The organism is Pseudomonas sp. P4_B3 (assembly GCF_056402295.1).
Genome location: NZ_JBFUHR010000007.1, coordinates 168987 through 180958 on the forward strand (window position 1 = coordinate 168987; position 11972 = coordinate 180958).

13 protein-coding genes are annotated in these 11972 nt (G+C 60.4%); 6 read left to right on the plus strand and 7 right to left on the minus strand.

Annotation, left to right across the window (positions count from 1 at the left end; translation table 11 throughout):
* Positions 1-6: 6 nt before the first annotated feature.
* The 3 genes from AC1DWG_RS09580 to AC1DWG_RS09590 form a co-directional block, all read right to left on the minus strand.
* Entirely contained in the window at positions 7-603 is a 597-nt protein-coding gene (locus AC1DWG_RS09580; protein ID WP_008022038.1) for a superoxide dismutase, read from the minus strand.
* Positions 604-767: 164 nt separating this feature from the next.
* Positions 768-1370 carry a LysE/ArgO family amino acid transporter gene (locus tag AC1DWG_RS09585; RefSeq protein WP_477762728.1) on the minus strand — a complete coding sequence of 201 codons (603 nt, stop codon included), beginning with the start codon at positions 1368-1370 and terminating at the stop codon, positions 768-770.
* A 6-nt stretch (positions 1371-1376) separates the two neighbouring features.
* Positions 1377-1778: an ACT domain-containing protein gene (locus tag AC1DWG_RS09590; protein WP_477787695.1), complete on the minus strand. Its 402-nt coding sequence runs from the start codon at positions 1776-1778 to the stop codon at positions 1377-1379.
* Positions 1779-1874: 96 nt separating this feature from the next.
* Here AC1DWG_RS09590 and AC1DWG_RS09595 point away from each other — a divergent pair, with 96 nt between their 5' ends.
* From AC1DWG_RS09595 to AC1DWG_RS09605, 3 genes are all read left to right on the plus strand, one after another.
* Entirely contained in the window at positions 1875-2768 is an 894-nt protein-coding gene (locus tag AC1DWG_RS09595) for a LysR family transcriptional regulator ArgP (protein ID WP_477752673.1), read from the plus strand.
* A gap of 54 nt (positions 2769-2822) precedes the next feature.
* Positions 2823-3815, plus strand: coding sequence for an NAD-dependent epimerase/dehydratase family protein (locus tag AC1DWG_RS09600; protein ID WP_477752672.1), 993 nt, complete (start codon positions 2823-2825; stop codon positions 3813-3815).
* A 117-nt stretch (positions 3816-3932) separates the two neighbouring features.
* Entirely contained in the window at positions 3933-4805 is an 873-nt protein-coding gene (locus AC1DWG_RS09605; protein WP_477762730.1) for an ATPase, read from the plus strand.
* A gap of 152 nt (positions 4806-4957) precedes the next feature.
* Here AC1DWG_RS09605 and AC1DWG_RS09610 read toward each other — a convergent pair whose 3' ends face one another.
* Together AC1DWG_RS09610 and pobA are read right to left on the minus strand one after the other, a co-directional pair.
* The gene (locus AC1DWG_RS09610) at positions 4958-6475 is read right to left on the minus strand and encodes an MDR family MFS transporter (RefSeq protein WP_477787696.1); all 1518 of its coding nucleotides are present in this window, start codon (positions 6473-6475) and stop codon (positions 4958-4960) included.
* Between the two features lie 78 nt (positions 6476-6553).
* Positions 6554-7747, minus strand: a complete 1194-nt coding sequence (gene pobA / locus AC1DWG_RS09615) for a 4-hydroxybenzoate 3-monooxygenase (RefSeq protein WP_477787697.1) — start codon at positions 7745-7747, stop codon at positions 6554-6556.
* 181 nt (positions 7748-7928) lie between these two features.
* Here pobA and AC1DWG_RS09620 point away from each other — a divergent pair, with 181 nt between their 5' ends.
* A complete protein-coding gene (locus AC1DWG_RS09620; RefSeq protein WP_477752668.1) occupies positions 7929-8825 on the plus strand; it encodes a helix-turn-helix domain-containing protein in 897 nt (298 codons plus the stop codon).
* A gap of 9 nt (positions 8826-8834) precedes the next feature.
* On the opposite strand, the gene AC1DWG_RS09625 is transcribed toward AC1DWG_RS09620, so the two are convergent.
* Together AC1DWG_RS09625 and AC1DWG_RS09630 are read right to left on the minus strand one after the other, a co-directional pair.
* Positions 8835-9011, minus strand: a complete 177-nt coding sequence (locus AC1DWG_RS09625) for a hypothetical protein (protein ID WP_162837843.1) — start codon at positions 9009-9011, stop codon at positions 8835-8837.
* Positions 9012-9213: 202 nt separating this feature from the next.
* Positions 9214-10119: a LysR family transcriptional regulator gene (locus tag AC1DWG_RS09630; RefSeq protein WP_477787698.1), complete on the minus strand. Its 906-nt coding sequence runs from the start codon at positions 10117-10119 to the stop codon at positions 9214-9216.
* Positions 10120-10363: 244 nt separating this feature from the next.
* Here AC1DWG_RS09630 and AC1DWG_RS09635 point away from each other — a divergent pair, with 244 nt between their 5' ends.
* Positions 10364-11248, plus strand: coding sequence for an MBL fold metallo-hydrolase (locus tag AC1DWG_RS09635; protein ID WP_477787699.1), 885 nt, complete (start codon positions 10364-10366; stop codon positions 11246-11248).
* A gap of 56 nt (positions 11249-11304) precedes the next feature.
* Positions 11305-11919 (plus strand): NAD(P)-dependent oxidoreductase, encoded by a 615-nt coding sequence (locus tag AC1DWG_RS09640; protein ID WP_477762734.1) that lies wholly within the window; start codon positions 11305-11307, stop codon positions 11917-11919.
* Positions 11920-11972 lie beyond the last annotated feature (53 nt).

Here is an 11972-nt window from a genome sequence, read left to right on the forward strand (position 1 = left end):
TCGAGCTTAAGCGGTGAAGGTTTTGCCTTCGAACTGCTCAGCCACGAATTTCCAGTTGACCAGGTTCCAGAACGCTTCGACATACTTTGGACGCAGGTTGCGGTAGTCGATGTAGTAAGCGTGTTCCCAGACGTCGCAGGTCAGTAGCGGGGTGTCGCCGTTGGTCAGCGGGTTGCCGGCGCCGATGGTGCTGGCCAGGGCCAGGGAACCGTCAGCCTTCTTCACCAGCCAGCCCCAACCGGAACCGAAGGTACCGATGGACGTCTTGCTGAACTCTTCCTTGAACTTGTCGAACGAACCGAAAGCCGCGTTGATGGCTTCAGCCAGAGCGCCGGTTGGTTGACCGCCGGCGTTTGGCGCCAGGCAGTTCCAGTAGAAAGTGTGGTTCCAGACCTGAGCGGCGTTGTTGAAGATACCGCCCGAGGAAGTCTTGACGATTTCTTCCAGGGTCTTGCCTTCGAACTCGGTGCCTGGCACCAGGTTGTTCAGGTTCACGACGTAGGTGTTGTGGTGCTTGTCGTGGTGGAACTCCAGGGTTTCCTTGGAGATGTGCGGCTGCAGGGCATCGTGTGCGTACGGCAGTGGCGGCAATTCGAAAGCCATGATGATTCTCCTAATCAGGTCAGTTGCGGTGAGCGCAAGGCCGATCACGGGCGGCCAGACAAGCGCCGGGGAGTTTGTACTCTTTGCGGCGCAGGGAGTCGGATCATAGCACCGGGGGGGCGGCATAACCACGCAACAACTGTGTGGAATAGAGGTTCCGCGAATCAGCTGGCCGCGATCAACTGGAGCGCTACGGCAAACATCATCATAGCCACCAACAGATCGAGAATTCGCCAGGTGCTGGGGCGGGCGAGCCACGGTGCCAGCCATGCCGCACCGAGCGCCAGGGTGAAAAACCAAAGCAGCGAGGCGCTGGCCGCGCCGACTACATAAGCGCCGGGCTCGGTTTGTTGTGCGCCCAGGGAGCCGATCAGCAAAACGGTGTCCAGATAAACGTGCGGGTTGAGCAACGTCACCGCCAGCGCACTGAGCATTACGGCCCGCAGCGAGCGTACGGTCTGGTGCTCGCCTTGCTCAAGACTCTGCTTCGAAAAGGCTCGGCGCAGTGCCTGGCTGCCGTACCACAACAGAAACGCTGCGCCACCCCAACGGGCGATGGCCAGCAGCGTCGGGTTCTGCGCCAGCACCGTCGCCAGGCCAAATACCCCGGCGGCCACCAACAGGGCATCGCAGGCCACGCAGAGCGCCGCCACCGGCAGGTGATGTTCACGCCGCAGGCTTTGCGCCAGGACAAACGCATTCTGGGTGCCGATCGCCATGATCAGGCCGAAGGCCACGAGCAGCCCGTTCACATAACTTTGCCACATGATTATTTACTCCGCGTTGGCTGCCAGATCCCGCAGCACCTGCAGGGCACGGTCGGCGTCGGCCTGGCCGACAAACAAATGGTCGTGGTAGTAGCCGGCAATCACGTTGCAGCTGATTCCGGCCTGGCCCAATGCCGTGGCGAACGCGGCGGTCAGGCCGACGGCTTCGAGGGCCGAATGTACGTTCAAGGTGATCCAGGCGGCGATGTAGTCGAAGCTGAAACCGGCTTTTTCGGCGTGGGAGCGTTCGAGAATCACGGTCAGGCCTTCCTGCTCGCGGAAGCTGCCGACAATCTCCAGATCCTTGGGCAACTTGCCGTCACGCAGGGTGCAGAACACGTATTCGCCGGCGTTGAGTTGCGGGCTCATACTGCGCAGCAGCGCTGCCAATGAAGTTTCGCCAGCCATGTGGGTGATCCTTGTTCAAGAGTTCTTGCTGGTCATTGTCCTTGTGAAGGCTGTATAAGAAAAACCAATCTTGCTGATCGCTCATTAGGAAAACTGATGTTCGACTATAAATTGCTTTCTGCCCTGGCCGCCGTGGTTGAACAGGCCGGTTTTGAACGGGCGGCCCAAGTGCTGGGCCTGTCGCAATCGGCAATTTCCCAACGTATCAAACTACTGGAAGCGCGGGTCGGCCAACCGGTACTGGTGCGGACTACACCGCCAACGCCGACGGAAATCGGTCGACGGCTGCTCAACCACGTGCAGCAGGTGCGCTTGCTTGAACGGGATTTGCAAAGCCTGGTGCCGGCGCTGGATGAAGAGGGCCTGCCGGAGCGCCTGCGGATCGCCCTGAACGCCGACAGCCTGGCCACTTGGTGGGCGCAGGCCGTGGGGGCGTTTTGCGCGGAACAGCATCTGTTGATGGATCTGGTGGTCGAAGACCAGACCGTCGGCCTCAAGCGCATGCGCGCCGGTGAAGTGGCGGCCTGCGTCTGCGCCAGCGAGCGCCCGGTGGCGGGTGCGCGCAGCGTGCTGCTGGGGGCCATGCGTTACCGGGCACTGGCCAGCCCCGCCTTTATTGCCCGGCACTTTCCGCAGGGCGTACGGGCCGATCAGTTGGCCCGCACCCCGGCGCTGGTGTTTGGCCCGGACGATTTCCTGCAGCATCGGTACCTTGCGTCCCTCGGCGTCGAGGGCGGTTTCGAACACCATTTATGCCCGTCCTCCGAAGGTTTCATTCGTCTGACGGAAGCCGGGCTGGGTTGGGGGCTGGTTCCGGAACTGCAGGTACGCGAGCAACTGGAAAGGGGCGTATTGCAGGAGCTGCTGCCAGATAAGCCGATCGATGTGCCGTTGTACTGGCATCATTGGCGTAATGGCGGCCAGCTGCTGGGGCTGCTCACCGATCAATTGGTACGCGCATCGAAGCAATGGCTGGTGCCCTTGGACTGACGCGCAGCGTCAAGACCTCACGTAATACGCAAAACGAAAAATTCGGAGCAATTCATGAAGATTCTGGTTACCGGCGCAAGCGGCTTCATCGGCGGGCGCTTTGCGCGTTTTGCCCTGGAGCAGGGCCTGGACGTGCGGGTCAACGGTCGCCGGGCCGAGAGTGTGGAGCATCTGGTACGCCGGGGAGCCGAGTTCATCCAGGGTGACTTGAGCGACCCGGAACTGGCTCGCGAACTGTGTTCGGACGTCGAGGCCGTGGTGCATTGCGCCGGTGCCGTCGGTTTGTGGGGGCGTTATCAGGACTTCCATCAGGGCAATGTCCAGGTCACTGAGAACGTGGTCGAGGCCTGCCTGAAGCAACGGGTACGGCGGCTGGTGCATTTGTCGTCGCCGTCGATCTACTTCGATGGTCGCGATCACCAGGGCCTGAGCGAAGAACAGGTGCCCAAACGCTTCAAGCACCCTTACGCCGCCACTAAGTACCTGGCCGAGCAAAAAGTCTTCGGCGCCCAGGAGTTCGGCCTCGAAACCCTGGCCCTGCGCCCGCGTTTCGTCACCGGGGCCGGCGACATGAGCATCTTTCCGCGCCTGTTGAACATGCAGCGCAAGGGGCGCCTGGCGATCATCGGCAACGGTCTGAACAAAGTTGATTTCACCAGCGTGCAAAACCTCAACGAAGCGTTGCTCAGCAGTTTGCTGGCCAGCGGTTCCGCGTTGGGCAAGGCTTATAACATCAGCAACGGCACGCCGATTCCGTTGTGGGACGTGGTCAATTACGTCATGCGCAACATGGAGGTTCCACAGGTAACCCGTCACCGTTCCTACGGTCTGGCCTACAGCGTGGCGGCGCTCAACGAGGGTGTGTGCAAGTTGTGGCCGGGGCGTCCCGAGCCGACGCTGTCGCGTCTGGGCATGCAGGTCATGAACAAAAATTTCACCCTGGACATCAGCCGCGCCCGGCATTATCTGGATTACGATCCCAAGGTCAGCCTCTGGACGGCCCTCGATGAGTTCTGTGGCTGGTGGAAGGCCCAGGATATTCGCTGATGCCCGAACAACGACTCCTTACTGAACCGGATACGGGGCTTGGGGGTCAATGGTTACGGCTGTGGGGTTTATACTGCGCGGCATAAAGCCATCATTTGTTTCACTAAGGTTGATTCAATGTCTATGCGTAACGATGCCAACGACGACTTCGACGAAGTACCGAGCCTGCGTGCAGATGTTCTCGACGACGACTTTCCACCCACTGCCCGCACGGTCGTGCATTCGCGCACGGCGCCGGTGGTGAGGGTCAAGGCGGCGAGCACTGGCCCACTGTGGGCGTTGGTCGGGGCATTGATCTTTGCGTTCGCGGGCCTGGCCTGGTGGAGTTTTCAGCAGATTTCCCTGATGGAACAGCAATTGGTGGCGACCCAGGAAAGTTTCGCGCGGATCAGTGAGGAAGCGGCTGGGCGCCTGCAGGACATTTCCGGAAAGGTCGTTGCCAGCCAGACCAGTGTCACCACCGACAGCGAGGCCTTGAAGCTGCAAATCCGCCAGCTGGAAAGCAAACTCAAGGACCAGGGCGCCCAGCAGCAAGGTGTTGCCGGCCAGGCCTCGGATCTGGACAAGCGACTGGCACAAATGACCGCGCAATCCACCGAACTGGACAAACGCCTGGCGCAGTTGACTGCCCAGGACACCGAGCATCAGACGGACAATATGCAGTTGCAGGCCCAGGTCAAAGCCTTGAGCGCTGAATTGGCCGCCTTGAAAAGTACCCCGTCCGACTCGGAAAAACTCGACGCACAGCTGAAAAGCCTGGGCGCCGACATTACCGCGCTGAAAAAGCAAGGCAACCCGAGCGCTGCCATCGAGCGTCTCGAGCAAGACATGATCGTGCTCAAGAGCCAGCAGGACAACCGTCCGGCCGCCGCACAGGGTTCGACCAACACTGCCGAGTTCGATGCCTTCCGCAGCCAGGTCACCCGCAACATCAATACCCTTCAGGCGCAGATCCAGAACCTTCAGCAGCAACTGCGCGCCCGGCAGTAATCCGAACATTTGTGGCAAGCCCCCTCGCCACAAAAGTCTCAAGCCGTGTTTTCCTGAATATCCATACCTTCGCTGGCAAGCCAGCTCCTACAGGATATGCACAGTCCTTGTAGGAGCTGGCTTGCCAGCGAAGGCCGCGCAGTACGGTCTGTCTATCGAACCTTGTCCTCGCGCCCGCGCAACAGCATGTTCGGCATGGCAATCGCCGCCGCCAGCCCCAGCAATGAAACAGCCGCGCTGACCGTCAGCAAGTGCCGGAACGTCAACAACAACTCGGCACGCAAGGCGTTCTGCGCGTCACCCGGTGCGGCGTTCAACCCGTCCAGCAACACATTCCCCGAACTGCCTTCGGCAATCAGCGACGAGCCGGCCAGATGCGCAAAACTCGAATCCTGCAACAACGCCAGCAGCAGTGCCGACATCAACGCCACGCCGACCGCACCACCCAGCGAACGGAATAGATTGGTGGTGCTGGTGGCCACGCCGATGTCTCGCTGGTCCACCGAGTTCTGCGTGCCGACCAATGACGTCGGGAACTGCATGCCGGAGGCAATCCCGCAGAGCAGCATGAACAGGCTGCTCAAGACGAACGCCTGCGGCGGGCTGAACGCCATGCCGAGAATCGCGATGGGCATCAGCGCAGCACCGGTGAGGATCATCGGTTTGTAGCGCCCGGTCACGGAGGTGCGACGGCCGGCGAAATACGCGCCAATCGGCAAGCCCATGGCCAGCGGCAGCAGATGCAGGGCGGCGCTGTCGGCACCGGCGCCGGTGACGCTCTGGAAGCGCAGCGGCATCAATACGATCAGCGAGATGGCCTGGAAACTGGTGAAGAAAATCGTGCACCAGCACAGGATCGCGTTGCGGTTGGCAAACAGGTGCATGGGCAACAACGGCTCCCGTGCCCGCCGCTCGTGAACGACAAACAGCCCCAACACCAGCACTGCACAAGCGAGCAGCGCCAGCACTTCGGCACTGCGCCACGAATGGCCCTGACCGACCTGCGTGATGCCCAGTAACAACGCCGTCAGCCCGATGATCATCAGCACGGTGCCCAGGTAATCGATGATCGGTTTGCGTTGCGGAATCGGCAGGCCTACCAGCGTGCGGTCAGCCACCAGCCAGGCGCCCAGGCCCAGTGGCAGGTTGATCAAAAACACCCAGCGCCAGGACAGGTATTCGGTCATGTAGCCGCCAAGCACCGGGCCGGCCACGCTGGCCACCGCGTACATGCTGCTGAAATAGCCCTGATAACGACCGCGCTCCCGTGGCGGCACGATGTCGCCGATGATCGCCTGGCTCACCGAGATCATCCCGCCGGCCCCGATGCCTTGGAGGATCCGCGCCAGCACCAGTTGCTCCATGCTCTGGGCCATGCCGCAGAACACTGACGCCAGGGTGAACAGGCCCATGCCGAACAACATCAGCTTGCGCCGCCCGTACAGGTCGCCCAGTTTGCCGTAGATCGGCACCGCCACGGTCATGGCCACCATGTAGCCGGAAATCACCCAGGCCAGCAGGCTGACGTCCTTGAATTGTGCGGAAATGGCCGGCATCGAAACGGCGACGATGGTCTGGTCCAGCGCCCCGAGAAAGATCGCCAGCATCAGCGCGATCAGCACGCTGCGGATGGCGGGTTTGGGCATTTCAGGCTGGTGGAGATTGGTCACGGGAAAACCTGCGGGCAGTGATTGACCCGCAAGTAGCAAGGCGAGCGGGGATGCTCGTCAGTGTAAGTCGATAGGAAGCTATTCGATAGCCTCATAAGGAAGCCCGACGTAGTTTTCTGCAATGGTCTTGCGACCCGCCTCGGAGTCGATGAAATACTCCAGTTCCGACTCGGCAATGCGCTGACTGAAGGCATCGTGATCATCGAAACGGTGCAGCATCGAGGTCATCCACCAGGAAAAGCGCTCGGCCTTCCACACCCGACGCAGGCAGATCTCCGAATATTTCTCCAGCAAATCGGCGCGTTTTTCGCGGTAAACCTTGAGCAGGATGTTGAACAGCGTACTCACATCACTGGCCGCCAGGTTCAGGCCCTTGGCGCCGGTGGGCGGGACGATATGCGCGGCATCGCCGACCAGGAACATGCGACCGTATTGCATCGGTTCGACCACGAAGCTGCGCAGTGGCGCGATGCTCTTTTCGATGGACGGGCCCGTGATCAGGCTGTCTGCCAACGCTTGCGGCAGTCGCGACTTGAGTTCGTCCCAGAAGCGTTGATCCGACCAGTTATCCACATGATCGCTGGTGGGCACTTGCAGGTAGTAACGGGTGCGTGTCGGCGAGCGCATGCTGCACAGGGCGAAACCGCGCTCATGGCGGGCGTAGACCAGCTCTTCGTGGACCGGCGGAGTATCGGCCAGGATCCCGAGCCAGCCGAACGGATAGATCCGTTCGAAGACTTTCAGGCTGTCGGCGGGAATCGATTGCCGCGCCACTCCATGGAAGCCGTCGCAACCGGCGATGTAGTCGCAATCGAGACGATACAGCTCGCCGTCCTGCTCAAAAGTGACAAACGCTTCATCGGTTTTCATGCCGTGGGGAACGACGTTGACGGCTTGATAAATCGTCTGTGCGCCGGCCTCCCGACGAGCGGCCATCAGGTCACGGGTGACTTCGGTCTGGCCGTAGATCATCACGGTTTTGCCAGCCGTCAGGGCGTGCAGATCGATGTGTACCTGGCGTCCGTCGAGGGCCAGTTCGAAGCCGCCATGCACCAGTCCCTCGGTGTCCATGCGCTGACTCACGCCGGCCTGGCGCAACAGCTCTACCATGCCTTGCTCAAGCACGCCGGCGCGGATCCGGCCGAGCACATAGTCCGGGGTCTGGCGTTCTAGAATGACGGTGTCGATACCGGCGTTGTGCAGCAATTGGCCGAGCAACAGGCCTGAAGGGCCGGCACCAATGATGGCGACTTGGGTTTTCAGCGTTTTCATTGTTGTTATGACTCGCAAGCTTCACGCGACCAGGGCCGGTGAATGATTTTTATGGATCGAGTGCTTGCATTTTTCCCTTGCGAGTCTGTCAATTGAAGGTGAAAACTGAGCCGATACCTGTACATTCTGCCAATCGGTGCGATTATCGCCCGCCATCTACTCCGAGGCCTGGATTGAAGTGATGAACAAGCCTGACCTGCCTTCGATTCCGGTGTTCAAGCTCTACGGTGAAAGCCTGGATTGGCCGACCCCGGACTTGCTGCACTGTGAAACCATTTCCAAACGCAGCCGCGAACATCATTGGGAAATCAAACCCCACCGCCACGCTGATTTGTGCCAGTTGCTCTTCGTGTTCAAAGGTCAGGCAGAGCTTGAAATCGAAGGCCAACGTACGCAACTGGTGGAACCGGCGATCCAGATCCTGCCACCGCTGTCGGTGCACGGCTTTCGCTTTTCCGAGGATGTGGAAGGGTTTGTCGTGACCCTGGCCGCGCCGCTGATCGCCCACCTGCAGATGCAGTTGGGACACTCGGTCAATGCCCTGGCCCAGTCCGAAAGCTACCCGGCAGGCAAGGACGCCGAGTACCTCAACAGCCTGTTCAGTGCCTTGCAGAACGAATACACCAGCCATCAACCGGCGCGGGAAATGCTCATGCATTCGCTGGTCAGTGTGATCATGGTGTGGGTCAGCCGTCAGGTGATCCAGCGTCGCACTGCCATGGCGCGACCGCAGCGGGCCCGGGAATACCTCAATGGCTTTATTCAGCTGGTGGAAGAGACCTATCGGCAGCACGTCAAGGTCGAGGACCTGGCGCACCGGCTGGGGATCTCCGTGTCCCACCTCAACGGCACCTGTCGTGAGCTTGCGGGGCAACCGGCGTTGCAGATCATGCACGAACGGCAATTGCTGGAGGCCAAGCGTTTGCTGACCTACACCAGCATGACCATTTATGAAATGTCCGACGTGTTGGGGTTTTCCGATCCGACCAACTTCACGCGCCTGTTCCGGCGTCGTGTGGGGATTTCGCCCAAGGCGTTCCGCGACCGCTTGAAGGCCGATCAGGACAACGAAGCCTGACCCCTTTCGTTACCGGAGGGCGTTGAGGGTGGCGTTGTGGGGGATGCAGCGCTCGAAGTTACAGCTCGCGTATTCACGGGGCAGGTTGCGCAATTGCTCTACGCGCCAGGCGGCAGCGCCATACAGCCCGAGCGTGACCGCACAGGTGATGAAAATCGCGAGGTATCTTCTTGTTTTGATGTTCATGGCGTTGACCTCTGAACGAATACCTTTCGGTATTACTTTGAGCATAGGTCAGCGCCGGTGAGTTACCAGCAATAGCGCGGTATTCAGAACACTGATCACCCTTGTAGGAGCTGGCTTGCCAGCGAAGAGGGCGTGTCAGTCACCGCTGATGTTGTTTGATACGCCGCTATCGCTGGCAAGCCAGCTCCTACAGGGTTGGTGTTTACAGGCCCACATCCCACTCCGGTTCCTCCGGAAATCTCACCACCAGAAAATCCAGCAAGCTGCGCAACGCCGCTGGCATGTGCTTGCGTGAGGCATACACCGCATACACGTTCATTTGCTGTGGTTCGGCCGCCGGCAGCAGGCGAATCAATTCGCCGCTGTGAATGTGCACGCCGGCCTGATACGTGGGCAGCATCGCCACCCCGGCGCCGGCGATCGTTGCGCGTAGCAGCGTGCTGGCCTCGTTGGCGCTGATGTTGCCCTGCACCGGTACTGAAACCTGCTCGCCGTCCTGCTCGAAATGCCAGAGGCTTTTGCCGAAGTAGGAATGGGTCAGGCAATTGTGCCGGCTCAGGTCCTCGACCCGTTGCGGCGCCGGGTGCTCGCGCAAGTAAGCGGGGGATGCGCAGATCACCGAGCGACAAACCGTCAGGCGGCGGGCGATCAGGTTCGGGTCCAGGTCGTTGCTGGTGCGGATCGCCAGGTCGATGCGCTCATCGATCAGGTTCACGGTGCGGTCGAGCATCTGCATGTCGATGCTGACGCCGGGGTAGCGTCGGACATAGGCGGCCATGGCATCGGCCAGTTGTGCCTGGCCGAAGGAGGTGCTGACGCTGATCCGCAGCAGGCCGCGCGGTGCGTCATCCGGTTCGCTGACTGCGGCTTGCATGTCGCTGGACAAATCGAGCATCTGCCGACAGCGGGGCAGGATCTCGTTGCCGGCGGCGGTAAGGCTCAACTTGCGCGTGGTGCGATGCATCAGGCGCGCGCCAACCCAGTCTTCCAGTTCCGCCAGATACCGCGAAACCACCGGTCGTGACAGCTCCAGATGATCGGCGGCGGCCGACTGGCTGCCGAGGTCGACCACCGTGACGAACACACGCATTGCTTGAAGACGATCCATGATTTGCCCGCTTTCAGAAACAAACTATGTTCAAGCATCGCATTTTTTGCACTGAGTCAGGCAACTAAGCTCTGTTCCCTGTAGGAGCTGGCTTGTCGGGTCGCCGCATCGCAGCGAAGGTCGTTAACGATGACGCGTGCAGGCTGGATGAATGCGGCGCGCTGAAATGCTTCGCTGGCAAGCCAGCTCCTACGAAGGGCGAACCGCATCGCCCATTTAAAGCCATGGGACAACGGAGCAACAGATGATCGGTTTCACCACTTTAAAGCGCATTGTGCTGRCAAGCGCGGCCTTCGGTTTCGCCGCCCATGCAGCCGCCTCGACCCTGACGCTGGATGTCTACAACCCCGGCGAAAAAGCCATCTTCCCGGTGACCTCGGTGCTGGTCAGCGGCGAGAAAGAAGCGATCCTGGTGGATGCGCAGTTCGGCAAATCCCAGGCCGAGCAGGTGGTGGAAAAGATCCGCGCCAGCGGCAAGCAACTGACCACCATCTACATCAGCCATGGCGATCCGGATTACTACTTCGGCCTCGAAACCCTGACGGCCGCGTTTCCCAAGGCCAAGGTCCTCGCTTCGCGGCCGACCGTTGACCACATCAAGCAAACAGTCGACGGCAAACTGGCGTTCTGGGGCCCGAAAATGGGGGCCGATGTGCCGGGCAAAACCATCGTGCCGGACGTGCTCAAGGGCGACAGCCTGAACCTCGAAGGGAAGAAATTGCAGGTGGTCGGTCTTGAGGGCTCGCAGCCGGATCGCAGCTTCGTGTGGATTCCGTCGATCAAGGCCGTGGTCGGAGGTGTCGTGGTGGCGCAAAACATCCATGTGTGGATGGCTGACACGCAAACGCCACAGTCCCATGCCGATTGGTTGGCTACGCTGCACTCCATTGAAACCCTGAAGCCGCAGACCGTGGTACCGGGGCATTACCTGGGCGTGAGTGATCGCTCACTGGCGGCAGTGCAATTCACCTCCGCTTACATCAAGGCTTTCGACGAGGAAACCGCAAAGGCCAAGGATTCTGCCGCGCTGATCGCGGCGATGAAAAAGCGCTTCCCGACCCTGGGTGATGAAAGCTCCCTGGAGCTGAGCGCCAAGGTCGCCAAGGGCGAGATGAAGTGGGGTGAATAAATTTAAGAGGTAGCGGGCCTTTGATATCAATGCTTTCAAGCCAACTGGAGAACGTCATGAGCAAAATCGCAATCATCGGTGCCACCGGTCGTGCCGGTAGCCAACTGCTGGAAGAAGCCCTGCGTCGCGGTCACAGCGTTACCGCGATCGCCCGCAACACGGCGAAAATCGGCCCGCGTGCCGGATTGGTCACACGCAACGTCGACGCTCTGGATGCCAGTGCTTTGCAAGCGGCCATCGAGGGGCATGACGTAGTCGTCAGCGCCGCACATTTCACGACCCTGCCTGCCAGCGCCGTCATCGGGCCGGTGAAGAAGGCCGGGGTCAAACGCTTGCTGGTGGTGGGCGGTGCCGGTTCGCTGTTGTTGCCGGATGGTACACGAGTGATCGACAGCAAAGGTTTTCCGGACGCGTACAAGGCCGAAGCCAGTGCCGGTGCCGAGTTCCTCGCTAACCTGCGTCAGGAAAAGCAACTGGACTGGACCTTCCTGTCGCCATCGGCCGAATTTGTCGAGGGCGAGCGCACCGGGAAATTCCGCATCGGTCAGGATGATTTGCTGGTGAGCAGAGAAGGGCGCAGCTGGATTACCTTTGCCGACTATGCGATTGCAATGCTCGACGAAGTAGAAGCGCCGAAGCATTCGCGGCAGCGGTTTACTGTCGGGTACTAACACCGCAATCCATGTAGGAGCTGCCGCAGGCTGCGATCTTTTGATCTTGAAAA